The 17,139-nt window shown below is 60.4% G+C and carries 18 protein-coding genes and 1 pseudogene; 11 read left to right on the top strand and 8 right to left on the bottom strand.

Translation table 11 applies throughout. The annotated features are described in order from the left end of the window. Positions 1–193: 193 nt before the first annotated feature. Positions 194–706, bottom strand: coding sequence for a ferritin-like domain-containing protein (locus ACP2YO_RS33910; RefSeq protein ID WP_426435469.1), 513 nt, complete (start codon positions 704–706; stop codon positions 194–196). A gap of 220 nt (positions 707–926) precedes the next feature. On the opposite strand from ACP2YO_RS33910, the gene ACP2YO_RS33905 reads away from it, so the two are divergent. Continuing rightward, a complete protein-coding gene (locus tag ACP2YO_RS33905) occupies positions 927–1,925 on the top strand; it encodes an alpha/beta fold hydrolase (protein WP_426443376.1) in 999 nt (332 codons plus the stop codon). Between the two features lie 287 nt (positions 1,926–2,212). On the opposite strand, the gene ACP2YO_RS33900 is transcribed toward ACP2YO_RS33905, so the two are convergent. Next, a complete protein-coding gene (locus ACP2YO_RS33900; RefSeq protein ID WP_426435468.1) occupies positions 2,213–3,508 on the bottom strand; it encodes a DUF892 family protein in 1,296 nt (431 codons plus the stop codon). 63 nt (positions 3,509–3,571) lie between these two features. Then, a complete protein-coding gene (locus ACP2YO_RS33895; protein ID WP_426435467.1) occupies positions 3,572–3,712 on the bottom strand; it encodes a hypothetical protein in 141 nt (46 codons plus the stop codon). 200 nt (positions 3,713–3,912) lie between these two features. On the opposite strand from ACP2YO_RS33895, the gene ACP2YO_RS33890 reads away from it, so the two are divergent. Beyond that, positions 3,913–4,641 carry a Crp/Fnr family transcriptional regulator gene (locus ACP2YO_RS33890; protein ID WP_426435466.1) on the top strand — a complete coding sequence of 243 codons (729 nt, stop codon included), beginning with the start codon at positions 3,913–3,915 and terminating at the stop codon, positions 4,639–4,641. An 86-nt stretch (positions 4,642–4,727) separates the two neighbouring features. Here the strand turns inward: ACP2YO_RS33890 and uvrA are convergent, their stop codons facing one another. After that, a complete protein-coding gene (uvrA, locus tag ACP2YO_RS33885; protein WP_426443375.1) occupies positions 4,728–7,289 on the bottom strand; it encodes an excinuclease ABC subunit UvrA in 2,562 nt (853 codons plus the stop codon). Between the two features lie 193 nt (positions 7,290–7,482). Here uvrA and ACP2YO_RS33880 point away from each other — a divergent pair, with 193 nt between their 5' ends. The 9 genes and pseudogenes from ACP2YO_RS33880 (at position 7,483) to ACP2YO_RS33840 (ending at position 14,662) form a co-directional block, all read left to right on the top strand. Continuing rightward, the gene (locus ACP2YO_RS33880; RefSeq protein ID WP_426435465.1) at positions 7,483–8,508 is read left to right on the top strand and encodes an aldo/keto reductase; all 1,026 of its coding nucleotides are present in this window, start codon (positions 7,483–7,485) and stop codon (positions 8,506–8,508) included. Continuing rightward, positions 8,505–10,285, top strand: a pseudogene (locus ACP2YO_RS33875) (thiamine pyrophosphate-requiring protein). Before ACP2YO_RS33880 ends, ACP2YO_RS33875 begins: the two are co-directional and overlap by 4 nt. Positions 10,286–10,888: 603 nt before the next feature. Continuing rightward, positions 10,889–11,269: a phosphatase PAP2 family protein gene (locus ACP2YO_RS33870; RefSeq protein ID WP_426435464.1), complete on the top strand. Its 381-nt coding sequence runs from the start codon at positions 10,889–10,891 to the stop codon at positions 11,267–11,269. A 60-nt stretch (positions 11,270–11,329) separates the two neighbouring features. After that, entirely contained in the window at positions 11,330–11,677 is a 348-nt protein-coding gene (locus ACP2YO_RS33865; RefSeq protein WP_426435463.1) for a DUF3147 family protein, read from the top strand. Further along, complete coding sequence (locus ACP2YO_RS33860; RefSeq protein ID WP_426435462.1) at positions 11,674–12,141, top strand: DUF3147 family protein; 468 nt, start codon at positions 11,674–11,676, stop codon at positions 12,139–12,141. The genes ACP2YO_RS33865 and ACP2YO_RS33860 overlap by 4 nt, the downstream gene beginning before the upstream one ends. 66 nt (positions 12,142–12,207) lie before the next feature. Then, positions 12,208–12,471, top strand: a complete 264-nt coding sequence (locus ACP2YO_RS33855) for a hypothetical protein (RefSeq protein WP_426435461.1) — start codon at positions 12,208–12,210, stop codon at positions 12,469–12,471. Between the two features lie 369 nt (positions 12,472–12,840). Further along, positions 12,841–13,503, top strand: coding sequence for an HAD family hydrolase (locus ACP2YO_RS33850; protein WP_426435460.1), 663 nt, complete (start codon positions 12,841–12,843; stop codon positions 13,501–13,503). A gap of 70 nt (positions 13,504–13,573) precedes the next feature. After that, a complete protein-coding gene (locus ACP2YO_RS33845; RefSeq protein WP_426435459.1) occupies positions 13,574–14,059 on the top strand; it encodes an NUDIX domain-containing protein in 486 nt (161 codons plus the stop codon). Between the two features lie 135 nt (positions 14,060–14,194). Continuing rightward, positions 14,195–14,662, top strand: a complete 468-nt coding sequence (locus tag ACP2YO_RS33840; RefSeq protein ID WP_426435458.1) for a metallophosphoesterase family protein — start codon at positions 14,195–14,197, stop codon at positions 14,660–14,662. A gap of 19 nt (positions 14,663–14,681) precedes the next feature. Here ACP2YO_RS33840 and ACP2YO_RS33835 read toward each other — a convergent pair whose 3' ends face one another. The 4 genes from ACP2YO_RS33835 to ACP2YO_RS33820 all read right to left on the bottom strand — a co-directional run bounded on the left by ACP2YO_RS33835 (position 14,682) and on the right by ACP2YO_RS33820 (position 17,134). Further along, on the bottom strand, positions 14,682–15,008 hold the full coding sequence (locus ACP2YO_RS33835) for an MOSC domain-containing protein (RefSeq protein ID WP_426443374.1): 327 nt from the start codon (positions 15,006–15,008) through the stop codon (positions 14,682–14,684). A 334-nt stretch (positions 15,009–15,342) separates the two neighbouring features. After that, positions 15,343–16,074 carry a hypothetical protein gene (locus tag ACP2YO_RS33830; RefSeq protein WP_426435457.1) on the bottom strand — a complete coding sequence of 244 codons (732 nt, stop codon included), beginning with the start codon at positions 16,072–16,074 and terminating at the stop codon, positions 15,343–15,345. Continuing rightward, the gene (locus tag ACP2YO_RS33825) at positions 16,071–16,487 is read right to left on the bottom strand and encodes a phage holin family protein (protein ID WP_426435456.1); all 417 of its coding nucleotides are present in this window, start codon (positions 16,485–16,487) and stop codon (positions 16,071–16,073) included. Before ACP2YO_RS33825 ends, ACP2YO_RS33830 begins: the two co-directional genes overlap by 4 nt. Further along, a complete protein-coding gene (locus ACP2YO_RS33820) occupies positions 16,484–17,134 on the bottom strand; it encodes a hypothetical protein (RefSeq protein WP_426435455.1) in 651 nt (216 codons plus the stop codon). Before ACP2YO_RS33820 ends, ACP2YO_RS33825 begins: the two co-directional genes overlap by 4 nt. Positions 17,135–17,139: the final 5 nt, after the last annotated feature.

Below are 17,139 nucleotides of genomic sequence, written 5' to 3'. Positions count from 1 at the left end.
CAACTTAGAGAAATCAATGGCCTACGGGGGTCACAATGATGCCGGTCGGGGTCAATTTTCGATCAGCATTCACAGGCTGGAAGCGCGTTGGGCAGAATTACCAGCATTTGGTTCTAATCAGCGCTAACCCTCCGAATTCGAAAGGCCCCGAACGAGTTCGGGGCCTTCCTTGCGTTGCAGGGGTACATCCGCCCTACGCAGCAGAAGCTTTTTTGTTTAGGCCCTTCCGTGTCGCCAACGTATTCAGCTTGGTGTTGGCCGCCTTCTCCTCGTTCAAGTTCGTGGTCAAAAGGCGCACGACGTCATCGTGACCCAGTTCCTCGGCCCAAGCGATGAGCGTGCCGTAGCGCGACATCTCGTAGTGTTCGACGGCCTGGGAACTAGCGACGATAGCCGCATCCAAGACAGACTTGTCCTCGACTTCGCCCGCGGTCGCGTTGGCCTCCTTGATCAGTCCGTCGATTGCGGGACAGTCGGTGCCTTTGGGTTGCTGACCGAGCTTGGCGAAGACCTTGTCGAGACGCTCAATCTGGTTCTGCGTATCGATCGCGTGCGACTTGAGACCGGCCTTGAGGTCGGCGTTTGTCGCCATTTCCGCCATTTTCGGAATGGCCTTCGTGAGTTGCTGTTCCGCGTAGTAGATGTCCTCCAACTGATGCAGGAACAGTTCGTCCATTGTCTTGATGTCTTTTGTGAAGATACCCATCGTTTCGCTCCTCAATGATTCGACTCCAAAAACCGTAAAACCGCGTGATGGTTCCGAATCCTTGAAGTGGCTGACAACATCGACCTTCAAAGCCTGCCTAAAGCGGCCAAGGCGCAGAGCAGCAAGGAACGATCCGTGCTCCGAACGGTTCACCCTGCACTGCAACATTTGTCGGTGCCCGACATTTCGGGCAGGCGCCCCAGGTGTGAGCATGACCCCAATGAAACGACTAAGGCGGCTTCCGACATCCGTCAGATGGGACCGTAACGCTGCAGCCGGGCATTCGTACGCGGTGGCCGCGATCGTAGCAGCAGGGGCGCTGGCTGCGACCGCGCTTCTGAACCGTCATCTGGCGAAGAAGGCAGAGCACGACAATCCGCCGGCCGGCCAGTTTCTTGAGGTGGACGGTGTCCGCCTGCACTACACGGAGCGAGGCTCTGGCGAGCCGCTGGTGCTTCTGCATGGAAACGGCAGCATGATCGAGGATTTTGTATCCAGTGGCCTGGTCGATTTGGCCGCCAGGAACTACAGGGTTATCATTATCGACCGCCCCGGTTTCGGCCACAGCAGTCGACCGCGGAACGTCATCTGGACGCCCGTAGCCCAAGCCCAATTGATCCAGCGCGCGCTTCAGCGGCTCGGGGTTTCACAGGCGATCGTGCTGGGACACTCCTGGGGCGCATCCGTCGCGGTGGCTCTTGGACTCAACTTCCCCGACATGGTGCGCGGCCTGGTTCTCGCCTCGGGTTACTACTATCCAACGCTGCGTCCGGACGTCGTGGCCATGTCGGCTCCGGCCGTCCCAGTTGTAGGTGATATTCTGGGCCACACGCTGTCGCCCATCGTCAGCAGGCTGATGTGGCCGCTCATCACGGCCAAGATCTTCGGACCCAAGTCGCCGCCTGCCAAGTTCGAGCAGTTCCCGAAGGAGATGGCGCTTCGCCCTTCCCAGATTCGCGCTTCGGCCGCCGAGTCGGCGCTCATGATTCCGGATGCCAGCCATTTCGAGAATAAGTACGCGGACCTCAAAATGCCGGTCGTCATCATCGCTGGAGAAGAGGACCGGCTAATCGATAGTGACACGCAATCGGCTAGATTGCATTCAGACGTTTCGCAGAGCGCGTTTCACCGCGTTCCAAAGAACGGCCACATGGTGCATCAGACGGCGACGGGCGAGGTGATGGCGGCGATAAACGAAGTTGCAGGCAACGGTCCTTAGGCCGCAATCAACTCTCGAAGTGTTTTCATGACTTCATCTGGGGCTGTAGGGCTTTCGCAAACCCGGCCGCCCTGCGGCAAATCGCCGGGATCGAGTTTGAGGTGGCCGTTCAAGGCTGCATCCAGCGCGAAGGCGAGGTGTCAGCTAACGGCTACCTACTTCAGCATTAAGCTTTGATTGGTTATTGGCGAAGCTTAAGAGGCATGCAATCGTCCTGTGTGAGGCACTGCCGATGCTCAAACATAGAAGGACCAAATCGGGACCGCTCCATTGCGCTGCGACTTGAGCTACTCAGCAGCCGGCTCTGCCTCAAAGGCCGTCTGTTCAATGACTTCAGGCATTTTAGCTACAGACATCAGCGAACGCGCGACCTGATTGAGCAATTGATCCGCGTTTTCTTCCTCCGCCAGTGACTTCGAAAGCAATGCTACGACAGCCGAATGGCGCAACTGCTGTGCTAGGTTACGGGCGGTGGAGTAACCCGAGATCTCGTAGTGCTCCACCCGTTGCGCCGCGCCGATCAGTGCAAGATCAGAGGCCGCGTCATCCTTTTTGGCATTTTCTTCTACTACTTCTTGCCCCTCCTCGACGAGTCCCAGCATGCCTTTGCAGACTTTGGCCCGAGGGCTTTTTCCGAGCAACTCAAAGCATTCATTGAGACGCCCGACCTGCAATTCGGTCTCGGCCAAATGGATTTCGAATAGCTCCCGTAGTTGGTCGTAACGAGCAGCCTCCGCCATCTTGGGAAGTGCTTTTGTCAGTTGCTTTTCGGCGTGCAGGATGTCCCGCAACTGGTCAATCAACAGTTCGTCAAAGCTCATCGGGGCTTCTGGCGGCGAACTCTCGGCGACGACGGATGACACTTCGTTCGCATCCTTCTCTTGGAGAGCCGGCGAAGCCGTGAAAACCCAGTCATTACCTTCGTTCCAGGGACCCCGAGTGTCGATATCTCCGTAATCGCCCGTGCCGGTGGAATCATTGATGAACTGGTTCACAAGACCCGGAGTAGGGGCGACGCGGCCGATACTGAAGGCAGGCTTGCCCATACTTTCGAGCGCGAGGGAGAAAGCCTTCATGTGAGTGATTTCGCGCGTCATCAAAAACTGCAAAGCGTCTTTGGTGCCGACATCATCGCAGAAATTGATCAGACGCTCATAAACGATTTTGGCTCGAGCTTCGGCAGCGATATTGCTGCGCAGATCGACGTCGAGCTCGCCGGTGATCTTAAGATAGTCTGCGGTCCATGCATTGCCTTGCGAATTAAAAAGATTGACCCCGCCGCCGCCGGCAATGGCTATCAAGGGGTCAGCTTCGGCTGCCTCACGATCGAACTTCGAGGGCTTAAGGTGCAAGCGTGCTAGACAGCCGACAACCTCAAGATGGCTGAGCTCTTCTGTGCCGATGTCCATCAAGAGATCCTTTCGGTCCGGATCTTCGCAGTTCAGCCCTTGAATTGAATATTGCATGGCCGCGGCGAGTTCCCCATTCGCCCCACCAAACTGCTCGAGCAGCATATTGCCAAACCGCGGATCGGGCTCATCGACGCGGACAGTGAACATGAGCTTCTTGACGTGATGATACATCGTGGACCTACCTTCATTGGGTGTGGAAGCGAACAGGTCGCTGGTTGATTCGTTCCGAGGGAGCTAACCTGCGGCAGGTTTCGGCCGGGCAGGTCTTGCGAGGCTACTTTCGGTCCATTTGACCACGTCGGTCTTCATGGGATCGATATCGTCGCACTTCAGGCAGATCAGCTTCGTGCGACCCGTCCGGTCGGTCATCGCCATCAACCGTCTCGTGCACTTCGGGCATCGACTTGAATCCATCGGAAAGTCCTGAAGCAAATACGTTTCCGGTTCGCTGTGTCTTACTCGCCGTGGTCTCGCGACGAACGAAAAGGACGACAACCGGTACCGAAGAGGCTATATCTTCCGCAGGGCAGGCAACGTATCACCTGATACGACTTCTTCGCCTTTTTGGAGGTCTGTTGTCTGAAGCGAATTCGATACTTATCAGAAAGCTCGCTGAGCATTCCCGCCTAAGTCAGGAAGATCGCGAAGCGGTCCATTCCTTGAATTGCGTTGTGCGAGTGCTCAAGGCAAATGAGGATCTGATCCGTCAGGGCGATGATCCCGGCGTTTCGGCGCTTGTCACGTCCGGAATGCTTGCCCGCTATCATCTACTTGAAAGCGGAAAGCGACAGTATCTTTCTTATCATCTGGCAGGTGACATGCCGGATTCTCAGGCGCTGTTCATCGACCAGATGGATCACGCCGTATGTGCGATAGGGTCCGCATCCGTCGCGCTGATACCGCACAAGGATCTTCTCGCGACTTTCAAGCGGCGGCCTTCTGTTTGCTTTGCAATATGGCGGGAGACGCTGATCGACGCCGCCATCTTTCGAGAGGCCATAACTAACAACAGCGCAAGGACCGGGAATGCGCGGATGGCGCATTTGTTTTGCGAATTGTTTTACCGGGCGAGAGCGTCCAGCCTAACCCGAAATGAAACATTTGAGGTGCCGATCAGCCTCGTGCAACTAGGAGAAACCCTTGGGCTATCGATTGCGACGGTAAACCGGACACTGCGCGATCTTCGAAAGTCGCGAACAATGGATTTTCATAGGGGCATTCTGCACGTCAAAAATTGGGAACGATTGCGGAAAATCGCTCAGTTTAATCCGAGCTATCTGCATCTGAAGAAACCACCGTTTTGACTTCAAGCAGTCGTCCTCAACGACAAGTACGACGTGTTGGTGCGCGAACTTGCCGGCTGAAAATTCTCTGACACAGACGAATGGATTCAGTGCCTATCAAGCGGCCGCCGCGCAAAAGCCCGCGCGAGATACAATGACGTCCTGCTGTTTGACGAGGCGACGATTTGTTCGGGAGTTCCGGAAGCAACGACCCCGCCGCCTTCGTCCCCGGCGCCCGGACCTATATCGATGATCCAGTCGCTGCCCGCGATCACGTCCAAATCGTGTTCGACGACGATGACGGTATTGCCCGATGCCACCAGTCCATTTAGTTGCCTCATCAGCTTGTCGACGTCGAATGGATGGAGGCCTGTCGTCGGCTCGTCGAGGATGTACATCGTCGCGCCCCGCTGCGCCCTCTGCAGTTCCGTTGCCAGCTTGACGCGCTGCGCCTCGCCGCCCGACAGTTCGGTAGCCGATTGACCGAGGCGGATGTAGCCGAGACCGACTTCGCGTATCACGCGGAGCGATCGCTGGAGCGGCGGATTATCCGCAAAGAACTCAAAGGCGGCATCCACCGTCATGGCCAAGACGTCTGCGATGGATTTGTCACGGATCTTGATCTCGAGCGTCTTGGCGTTGTAGCGCGCGCCCTTGCAGGTCGGGCAGGGCGCATAGACGCTGGGAAGAAACAGCAGTTCGACGCAGACGAAGCCTTCGCCTTGGCAGGTCTCGCAGCGGCCCTTGGGGACGTTGAAGGAGAACCTGCCGGCGTCGTAGCGCCGGGCTCGAGCCTGCTTCGTGGCTGCGAACAGCTTGCGGACGTGGTCGAACAGCCCGGTATAGGTTGCGAGATTCGAGCGCGGGGTCCGGCCGATCGGCTTTTGGTCGACGACTAGCAGCCGCTTGATGCCTTCATATCCCGTGACTTCGCCGGCCAAGGTCTCGATGCCTGCGTCCAGCGCATCACTATCTTCCTCGACGGCTTCGCTGTGCTGACCGAGTTTGTCGGCGACAGCCTCGACCAGAAACTGGCTGACCAGGCTGGACTTGCCGGATCCGGATACGCCGGTAACGCTGGTGAGCACGCCGAGAGGAATATCGACGTCGAGCCGGTCTAAGTTGTTGCGCGTGACGCCGCGGAGCTTGAGCCAACCGTGCGCCGGACGGCGCTCTCTCGCGTTTCCGCCGCTGCGGTCGAACAGGTATCGCCGCGTCAGCGACGCCGGAATGTGGGCGAGACCGGCAAGCGGACCGCTATAGAGCACTTCTCCGCCGTGCTCGCCGGCACCGGGACCGACGTCGACGATCCAGTCGGCATGCCTGACGACATCAGGCTCATGCTCGACCACGAAAAGCGAGTTTCCGGCCGCCTTCAACCGGTCGAGCGCCCGCAATAGCGCTTCCGTATCCGCTGGGTGCAGTCCGGCCGACGGCTCGTCCAACACATACACCACCCCGAACAGGTTGGAGCGCACTTGCGTTGCCAGGCGCAGGCGTTGCAGTTCACCCGGCGAAAGTGTCGGTGTGCTGCGTTCGAGGGTCAGGTAGCCAAGCCCGAGATCCAATAACACCGCCAGCCGGGCCTGCAGATCCTCGACGATGCGATGGATCACCATCGCCTTTTCCGGGTGTGTCGCCGAGGTCTTGTTCTTCCCGCCGAGAAATGGCTGCAACAGCGCGTCCATCCGCTTCAGGGGCAGCCTTGAAAATTCTGCGATATCGAGTCCGGCGAACTTCACGGACAACGGCTCTGGTCGAAGGCGCTTGCCGTGACACGCCGGGCAGTCGCTGCTGGTGAGGAACTGCGCCACCCGACGCTTCATCATCGCGCTCTGGGTGGTGGCGAAGGTCTGCAGCACGTATTTCCGGGCGCCGGTAAAAGTGCCTTGGTAGCTGGGCTCTTCCTTGCGACGCAATGCGCGTTTGACCTCCGCTGCGTCATAGCCGGCGTAGACAGGAGCCGTCGGCTGCTCGTTCGTGAACAGGATCCAGTCGCGATCCTTCTTGGGCAGCTTGCGCCAGGGCGTATCGACGTCGTAGCCGAGTGTTATAAGAATATCGCGCAAATTTTGGCCTTGCCAGGCGGTCGGCCATGCCGCAATCGCCCGCTCGCGAATGGTGAGGCTGTCGTCCGGAACAAGCGAACGTTCCTTAACTTCGTGGACGCGGCCGATTCCGTGGCAGTTCGGACACGCGCCTTCGGGCGTGTTTGGCGAGAATGATTCCGCATAGAGCAGTTGCTGCCCGCGGGGGTAGTCACCGGCGCGGGAGTACAGCATGCGCAGCAGATTGGACAACGTCGTGACGCTGCCCACCGAAGAACGCGTGGTCGGCGATCCGCGCTGTTGTTGTAGTGCTACAGCAGGAGGCAAACCCTCAATCTCATCGACTTCGGGCACCGCCATCTGGTGAAACAGACGGCGTGCGTACGGCGAGACGGATTCCAGATAGCGGCGTTGCGCCTCGGCATAGAGTGTCCCGAACGCCAGGGAGGATTTGCCGGAACCAGAGACGCCGGTGAACACGACGAGGGCGTTGCGCGGGATATCGAGCGAAATATTCTTGAGATTGTGCTCGCGGGCTCCGCGCACGCGGACGAATTCCGAACTGGATAACGGGTTAATCTTGCCCTCAGGGCCGCCTTCAGGGCCGACCGGCTTATCCATTTCGACCTCCTCGGCGAACGAAGAAGCTCGCGGCGATGCCCATAAGAAAAGTCTCCGCGGATCAGCCGGTTCCACCTTCGGCTCTTCTCTCGCCGTTGTGGGTGAGCGTCGCGGCTGGCCTCAAAGGTCTCAGCTATGGAACTTGCGTCTTTGCCTTTTGTTCAGTCCTCACCCACGGACGAGGCACGCCGCAATGACCAATCGAGCGCATCAGATCTACAAACCGGAGTTTCGTTTCGGACTTGGCGGCGTATCCCTCGGCAACGAATTCAACAAGCATACCGACAAGGATGCCGAGGCGACTCTCGAAGCTGCGTGGGCAGTGGGCGTGCGATATTTCGACGTGGCGCCTTGGTATGGGTTTGGACTTTCCGAGCGCCGCTTCGGCCACTTTTTGCACAACCAGAAGCGCGAAGACTATCTGCTCTCCTCCAAGGTCGGAAAGCTCTTCAAGGCTTCCAAGAACAACAAGCATGCAGAGATTTATCCGTTTTCTGATTCTCCAAACGATATCGTGTTCGATTATACCGCCGACGGCGTTCGCCGCTCGATCGAGGATAGCCTCCAGCGTCTCGGCGTCGACAGCCTGGACGTGGCGTTCGTGCACGACATTTCACCTGACTTTGCATTCTTTCCGAACGGCTGGGAGGAGCAGTACGAAATCGCCCGCAAAGGTGCATTTCCGGCTCTCTCGAAAATGCGCGACGAAGGCATCATCCGGGCTTGGGGCATCGGCGTGAATACGCCGCTGCCCATCCTTAAGGTCATGGAGGATGCTGATCCTGACGTCTGTCTGTGCGCCCGGCAATATTCGTTGGTCGATCACGCCAGCGCGGTAAACGAGCTATTCCCGGTCGTGCGCAAAAAGAACGTTTCGCTCGTCATCGGCTCCTCGCTCAATGCCGGGTTCATTTCCGGCAGTCCGCGCTACAACTACGGCAAGGAGAACTTCAATATCCCTGGCGCCGTGATCGACAAGAGGGAGAAGCTCAAGGCGATAGCCGCCCGGTACGGCGTCGATTTGCGCACCGCTGCGCTTCAGTTCTCGTCGGCAGCGGACGTCGCTGTCGCTCTGGTCGTGGGCGCGCGAAGCGCTCAGCAGATTCAGGAGGACTATAATTCGCTGCAGGCCAAGATTCCTTCCGATTTCTGGGCCGAACTCAAGCAACAGGGGCTGATCGAGAAGAACGCGTCGCTTCCCGCCAATCCGGAGTTGTGAAAATGAAGGTCGGTGATTTTGTTGTCGAACGGCTACATGCTTGGGGAGTTCGCCGCATCTACGGTTATCCCGGGGACGGCATCAACGGCGTGATCGGCGCGCTGCAGCGGGCTGGCAACATCGAATTCATCCAGGTCCGGCACGAAGAAATGGCCGCCTTCATGGCAGTCGCGCACGCCAAATTCAGCGGCGAACTGGGAGTATGCCTGTCGACCGGCGGTCCCGGGGCGACCCACCTGATCACCGGCCTTTACGACGGCAAGCTCGATCACGCTCCGGTTCTAGCAATTTGCGGCCAGGCCGAAGCGACGGTCCGCGGTGCCAGCTACCAGCAAGAACTCAACCTTGACCGCATGTTCGCGGACGTTGCTGGATTCGTCCAGGAGGCGTCCTCGCCGGCCCAGGTACGGCACCTTCTGGACCGATGTATCAGAGTCGCAAAAGCCAACAATGCGCCGACGGTCATCATCCTACCGAAAGACATCCAGGACGAGGACTACGTCGAGCCGGCCGTGGCGCACGGCTTCACGCGGTCGGGCGTCGGTTACTCCAGACCCAAGATCATTCCCGAAGATGTCGACCTATCAAAAGCGGCTGAGATCCTGAACGCCGGCAAGAGAGTAGCGATGCTCGTCGGCGCTGGCGCCCGAGGGACGGCGCCGCTACTGATCGAGATGGCCACCCTTCTTGGGGCCGGCGTTGCGAAGGCGCTGCTGGGCAAGGACGTGTTACCGGACGACCTGCCGTTCGTCACCGGCGCGATCGGCCTGCTCGGCACCGAGCCTAGCTGGGACCTGATGCAAGGGTACGACACGCTCCTGATGGTTGGAACAGGTTTTCCGTGGTCGGAATTCCTGCCCAAGGACGGGGCCGCTCGCGCCGTTCAAATCGACATCGAGGCCTCGATGCTCTCGCTGCGCTATCCGGCCGATGTCAACCTGCATGGCGACGCCGCCGCCACTTTGAAAGCGCTGCTCCCATTGATTCGACGCCAGGACGATCGGGAATGGTCGAAGACGATCGAGGCCAACATTGCTGCATGGTGGAAGAAGCTGGAAGGGCGCGCGAAGACGGAGGCCAAACCCGTCAATCCGCAGCGCGTTGTCTGGGAAATGTCGCCCTTGCTGCCGGCGAACGCCATCGTCACCAGCGATAGCGGATCCTGTGCCAACTGGTTTGCCCGTGACTACCGGGTGCAGCAGGGCCAGTCCGCATCGTTGTCCGGAGGCTTGGCGTCCATGGGGGTGGCGGTACCATACGCCATCGGCGCCAAGTCCGCGCATCCGGACCGCCCCGTGATTGCGCTCGTCGGCGACGGCGCCATGCAGATGAACAACATGGCGGAACTGATCACGGTGCAGAAATATTGGAAGCGCTGGGCGGATCCGCGCTGGATCGTATGCGTGTTCAACAATCAGGACCTCAACGAAGTTACCTGGGAACAGCGTGTCATGGAGGGCAATCCAAGGTTCGACGCCTCGCAGGACATTCCCGATTTCGCCTACGCAAAGTTCGGAGAGATGCTTGGCTTCAAGGGAATCTTCGTGGATTCACCGGACAGATTGGCATCTGCGTGGCAGGAAGCCCTCTCCAGCGATCGGCCGGTGGTGCTCGAAGTGAAAATCGATCCCGATGTCGCGCCGCTCCCTCCGCACCTCACACTGAAGGAGGCCGAGGCTTCATGTCGGCCATGGCCAAGGGCGACGGTGCCACCGGCGGCATCATCAGCGAGACAGCAAAGCAGGTCGTCGACGGCATCTTCGGCAAGAAAGAATGAGATCCAAGCTGCTAACGCCGCCGGAGGCCTTCGCATGGGTATCAGGTCGGGGAGGGCGATGAGCCGGCCAGTCGAAGGCGTCCGGCGCGGGCTCCCCGGCGGCGTCTTAGCGGCAATTCCGACCCCGGCGGCGGGAGCCGGCGGCTTTTTGCCAGCCAAATCGCGCTCCCAACCGAATACCGATCAATACGCCAAGGCGGGTGAGGCCACGCCTCGACCGCGATGAAGAACGCCAGCAATGGACACTCGGCGGTGGGCTCAAGAGATCTCCAGTCCCTTTTGTGACAGAAAAATGAAACTCGAAACCTTGTGGTGCGTTGGAAGGCCCCACAAGACAGTTGGCTTTTTCCGATGCCCCTCGCACCAAGATCCCGGCAAGTCCGCCCGCGTTTAGGATCGCGGTTTCCCGTTGAAGTTCGACCCACGAAGGCGGATATCTCGGTCGCTCGTACGATCGCCCGGAACACCGGCCCCGCTCCTGAAAAACTGGCGCGGGCCTTAACATGGGGCGCAGACGAGAAGGTCCTGCTAATCCTTGCCGCTGCAGGTTGGCTGGCGACTAGACGTGCCGGCGAACCTTTGCGATGCGCCGGCAATCATGCCTTGCTGGTTGCCGCAGCCGCGTCGCTGCTGCCTCACGGAATGAAGCGTCTAGTCGACCAAACGCGCCCGGACCGCAAGACCGTCGTCGGGCATATTCGCGGCATCTCTTTTTCCGGTAAGCGGGAGGACGCTTTTCCGTCTGGCCACGCTTTGCACATGGGTGCGCTGGCGTCGGCAGCGGCCGGATTGCCGGCTGGACCTCGTTGGGCGGTCCGCACGCTGGCGGTCGGCTTGTCGCTGACCCGCGTGCTGGTCCTGGCGCACTGGGCGAGCGACGTGGTCGCGGGATTCGCGATTGGAGCCGCCCTGGAGAGGTTTCTTCGTCTTCTGACCGGCTTTTCGACAAAGCCGTCACAGGATGACGGTTATGCCGGTTCTTGAGTATCAGATCGGTCACCGGGCCGGTGTTGCGAGCGGCGGCCCGTCCAAGAGCAAAGTCAGATGATGGAGTACGTCGTCCGCTTTCTTATCGGCGGCATCGTGGTGTCGGCGTTTGCCATGCTTGGGGACATGCTGCGTCCCAAGAGCTTTGCAGGACTGTTCGCGGCCGCTCCCTCGGTTGCCCTGGCTACGCTTGGCATAGCGATTTACCAGCACGGAGTAGGGTACGCCGCCCAGCAGACCTGGTCGATGATGGCCGGCGCCATTGCGCTGGCTGTCTATGGCATCGTTGTCTGCCAACTCCTGATGCGGGCGCGGTTGAGGGCAGCGCCGGCGACGCTGATCGCCGTTGTCGCCTGGCTGATCGTCGCCTTCGGTTTATTGGTGGTCGCCGGGGGCCGGACATGAGCGCGATCGGCTTTTCGCCTTCCTCACTCAAAGAGGGCCGGTGGTACGAATACCTGGTGAGGTTCGCATTGGGTGGGGCCGCCACCGTCTTCACCGGGCTCGTCAGCAGTCGGTATGGCGCATCGATCGGGGGCCTGTTTCTGGCCCTCCCGGCCATCTTCTGCGCGAGCGCGACCCTGATCGAAAAGCACGAAATCAGGCGCAAACGGGAGGCGGGACTCGACGGCCGGCGACGCGGTGAAGAGGCCGCCGCCCTCGATGCCGCGGGGGCCGTTCTCGGTGCTCTTGGCATGCTGGCGTTCGCGATCGTCTTTTCGCTGACGGTGGAACGCGGGGTAGCGGCGGCTTTCATCGGCGCATCGCTCGGCTGGCTGGTCGCTTCGACGGCGGGATGGTGTGCTCGCCGAAAGATGAGACTGGTACGAAGGGCTGGTGTCCCAAGGCGAGCGTCTAAGTCACCTTGATCGGAAGGCCGAGGGCGAAACTTTTCGGGCCGTCCGCCGTCTTAAGATGAGTAATCGGAGGTCACCGTGGCCAAGGATCCAGACATCGCTCAGCTTCGTGCCAAGGCCGATAAATACCGCATGCTCGCCCGCTGGATCTCGGACCGGGAGACCATCGCGCGCGTCATAGAATTTAGCCTCGAATTGGAAGATCAGGCTCTGGCCAAGGAAAGCCCGGCCGAAGACGAGATCCGGAAGCGTGCCCATCAGTTCTGGGAGCGGAGTGACCGACCGGTGGGGAGGACAGCGAGTTCTGGTACCGAGCCGAACGCGAATTGCGGCAGGCCATGAGGGACTATGAAGCCGGATGTCGAATGGTGGCCGAAAACGACTAGCGAGCTTCGCTCGAGCAATTCATCCGGAGGCCAACCCGCACCGGCGACCACGGCTGCATGGGGGCGACCTGAGGGTTGCAGTCAGGAAGGAGGGGGGCGATCTCGGAGGCAAGTTGATCCTGGGTATAGGGCTTACCCAGGCGCGAGACATCGAGGCTGTCGCCGTCTTCCGATCCGGCATATCCCGTCGCAAGCAGGATCGGCACGCGAGGGCGCTGCCTTGGTGGAAGGACGGCTCGCCGGACCTCAGCCGGCACAAGGCGAAAAACACGCCCTATTCGCTTGATACGCAAAGATCGGGCGGGAACCGCCCGGAGGAGCTTGAATGCCGAAAGCCGCGATTTTCGACCTCGACGGTACACTACTAGACTCCGTCGATCTCCATGCCATCGCGTGGCACGAGGCCATGGTGATGTTCGGTCACGACGTCAGTTTCGAACAAGCCCGCGGCCAGATCGGCAAGGGTGGCGACAAGCTGATTCCCGTCTTCCTGTCCGCGTACGACCAGCACGACCACGGCAAGGAATTGGAAGAGTGGCGCTGCAAGCGGTTCAAGAGCAAGTACCTGCCGCTCATTCGTCCGTTCTCGGCGGTCCCAGACCTGCTGCGTCGCGTGCGCGATGCGGGGCTTCGCGTCGCCATCGCATCGTCGGCCAAGAAGGCCGAACTCGAGGAGTATTTGAAGATCGCGGACATCACCGACTTGGTCGAGGTCTCGACATCGGCCGAAGACGCCGAAGAATCCAAGCCCGCGCCAGACGTGTTTGAGATCGTCCTGAAGAAACTGAAGATCGAAGGCGCGGACGCGGTCGCGATCGGCGACACGCCCTATGACGCCGAGGCGGCCAGGAAGGCCGGCATCGAGACGATCGGCGTCCTCTGCGGTGGCTTTACGGAAGGCTCACTCCGAAAGGGCGGTTGCGTCGAGGTGTACCCGGGACCAGCCACGCTGTTCGCCGTGTTCGAAGCTTCCCGGCTCGCGCGGTAGACGCTGGGGATTCCGTCGGGAAAGCCGCGTCGGGCACATATATTGCCACCTAGGCCACGGGGACACCGAGATGACGGACGGCCTCCGCTTGTCCAAGGCTAAATCGAGCGCCGGCATCCTGGCGTATCGTCGCGGGCGCGATGGCCTTGAAGTTCTGCTCGTCCACCCCGGTGGACCGTTCTGGAGAAACAAGGACAACGGAGCGTGGTCTATCGCAAAGGGCGAAATCGAAGCAACGGAAGATCCGGAGGCGGCGGCACGTCGGGAATTCGCCGAGGAGCTCGGCTCGGCGGCATCCATCGGACAGTTACGGCCGCTGGGCGAGATTCGGCAACGTGGCGGTAAGCGCGTGGTCGCTTTCTACGGAGAAGGTGAATTCGATCCGGCAAGGCTCGTCAGCAATTCGTTCGAAATCGAGTGGCCGCCCCGCAGCGGACGCCTTCAGACATTTCCGGAAATCGACCGCGCGGAGTGGTTTGATCTCGACACCGCGAAGACGAAGATACTGTCCGGCCAGGTCGAACTGATCGACCGGCTGGCCAAGCTCGGAGTTTGATGGTTGGATCGATGAAGGCGCCTCTTTCGAGAAGCCGCAGTCCGCGGGGGATTGGTTCCCTCGCCTCGACGCAATGGCCACGCGCCCGGGCGAGACGCGGCGCCACCCGAAAGCCGATGCTGGGCACCTCGACCAATGACCTACAGGATCGGCATCAACTCCGACACGCATGGTCTACTGAGGCCGGAGGCAGAGCGTCTCCTGAGCGACGTCGACCACATCTTTCATGGCGGGGACATCGGGGATCCCGACATCATCAAAGCGCTTTGCTGCCTTGCCCCGGTCACTGCAATCCGAGGAAACGTGGATACTGGCGACTGGGCAGCCGCGTACGCGGAGACCAAACTTGTTCGCCTGGCGGAGAGGTCGATCTACGTGCTGCACGATCTGAAAACCTTGCAGATCGATCCGGTCGCGCGCGGCATCGACGTCGTCGTGTCCGGCCACTCCCATGTGCCGAAGATCGAGACTGTGGACGGCGTGCTCTACCTGAATCCGGGAAGCGCGGGCCGGCGACGCTTCAAGCTGCCCACAACGCTTGCGACGATCGACATCACGACGGTCGGCCTGCGACCCGTCATCCACGATCTTCACGCCGGGTGATTGACCACGGCCGACCTGATCAAAGCGGTGGAAGGGTCAGGTGGGGAGGTGGAGGCAGGACCGCGCGGATCGAGTCCCCCGGCGAGACTTCGCCTCCGTCCGATACGACGGCCATGACGCCGGCCCTGAAACGCGGTCCGAGCAAGCCGCCTCGGAGCTCATCCTTCAATCCGGCCTCGAAGCGATCGATCAGTATGCACGGCGTGCGCAAGCCGGTCAGCCGGACGATCGCCGAGGCACCAAGGCGAAGCCTGGTGCCCAGAGGATGGCATTCGAGATCGAGACCCAGCGTTGTGATGTTCTCGCCGAGATTTCCCGGACGGACTTCGAAGCCGCGCGTCCGCAGCGCATCGAACAGTTCGCTCGGGATGAGATGGACCTGACGGAGGTTAGCCGCGGTAGGAGCGCGGCGCGCGAGATAGCGGTGTCAATAGGCGTGGGGTCCGGACGCCGATCGGCGCCGGGGTCACCGTTCCCACATCAATAAAATCAAGAGTTTAGATCTGCGCGTGCGATGATTGAGGGGGGTCAAAGTTCGATCAGCATTCACAGCGGACTCTCCAGATTTGGGGAGGTTAGGCCATGGGTCGACGCTTTGTGGAGTTGGATGAGGTGGAACGAGCTGAGTTGACGCGTCACGTCCGAGCACGGCACAGGCGTCCACTTCGCTCGAAAATGCTCTAAGACGAATTCACCTTACCCTTGGCTGTCTGAGCGGCATCCGTGCCCGCCTGCTTCACTCGATCCATGGCCTCGGCTCCGGTATCGCTCACCTCGGCGATAACAGTATCAGCGGCTTCGCGCAGCGCCTTTGATACCTGGGTCCCACGCTTGCTCAATTCGCCCATCACATCGTCGCTGATCCCGCCGATGTACTGGTCCTCGATGTCTGACGTCCGAAACGCGCCCGCCACAGCAGCACCGATCGCCAAGCCAACCGCGCCCAAAACAAGCGGTTGCCTCTCGAGCATATCGCCAAGCGAAGACTGGGCCTTCGTCAAGGTCTCCTTTACCGGCAACGGTTTATCCAGCTTGCCGAATTGTTCGCGAGCGAAGGCGACACCCTCGTCGAAACGGTCGCGGACATTCTCCCCTGCTTCCGACATGGAGTCGGCTGCGGCACCGGTGGCCGCGCGCAGGGTCCCGCGCGCTCCACCTCCTCCACGATCCGTCTCCGCCCCCATCGGAGGTGCTGCGGTTCGCCGTAATTCGGATGCGGCCGTCGCCAAACTGCTCGTGCCGCTGTCGACAACATCGGTCGCTGCAGTGACGGCGGAACGCGCAGCGCCTTTCAGCCTCTCGTCACCGACCAGAAGCCACAATGCGCCGCCTCCGATCAGGGCGGCGGATAGCGGGTTAACCCGCGCCGCGGCGATCAGACTGTCGAAAAAGCCGGTTTGCCTGTCGCTCATCGCATCATTCCCTTCACAGTATCCTTGTCCTTTTCGAGCTGCCGGATGGTCTCTCGGGGCGCCAACTTGCGCGCGTCCAGCCGGTTGATGCCGACGGCGAATAAAGCGCCCGAGATGACGGCGGCGACGATCGCCGAGGTCAGGTACGACAAAGGTTGCGACCACCCTGCAGCGATCAATGCTGATGACAAGGCCAGCAGCCCCATAGTTATGGCCGGGATGACGAGGACGGCGCCCCCAACAAGAAGTCCTACTGCTCCGCCTAGCTTTTGAACTTTTTCACTAAGTTCGGCCTTGGCCAGATCGACCTCGGTCTGGAAAAGCTTGGCGAACTGGGCGATGGCATCGCTGACCAAGCCGGAAACGTGCCGCAGATCATTCTGCCCAGTTTTGATATCCTGGTCGATGGTCATGACGCGCTGCCGCTTTGCGAGGATGTATTTTTTTGCTGTCCAGGCTCAGAGCCCGAAGAAGTTTGCGCCGAGAATCCGTCCTCGCTCGCATAAGCGGTCCCCGCGCGGGACGAGCTCGACCCACCTCCTGGCGAAGATGAGGCGTTTCCGCCGGAAGCCTTCAGAAAACGCACCGCTGCGAACCCGGCCAGCACCGATATGCCGAGAAACGCCGCCGGTTGCCGCTTCGCGAAGTCCGTGGCTCCGTCGACCAGATCGCGGAAGCTGCCGTCGCGAATCTTCGCGGCGGCTTCCTCGACATAGTCTGCCGCCGAACTAATGCCACGGGCGGCAAATGGCACGTCACTTTCGCAGGCGCCGGCAGCTTGTCGAAAGTTTCCCGCTAGGCGCTCGACGAAATCGGCTCCCGTCCGTTGCTGCTCCCGTGCGCGGCTCTGAATCTGATCCACGGCGCCACTCGCGACTTCCGTGGCGGCATCCGTCGCTTCATGGAACTTATCACGTGCCGCGTCCGCCGACGCCTGCAAGGCCCCTCCGGCGCGCTGCTTAATCTGGGCCCCCGCATCGCCGATCTGTTCCTTTAGACCGCTCGTGGAGCTCTTGTTCTGGGCGAAATTAGCCGGCTTGATCACGTCTGGATCGCTCATGATAC

This window comes from Bradyrhizobium genosp. P (assembly GCF_049949265.1).
In the GTDB taxonomy this organism is placed as follows: domain Bacteria; phylum Pseudomonadota; class Alphaproteobacteria; order Rhizobiales; family Xanthobacteraceae; genus Bradyrhizobium.
Note: the sequence above shows the minus strand (reverse complement) of the source record. Positions and strands in the feature narration are given on the sequence as shown.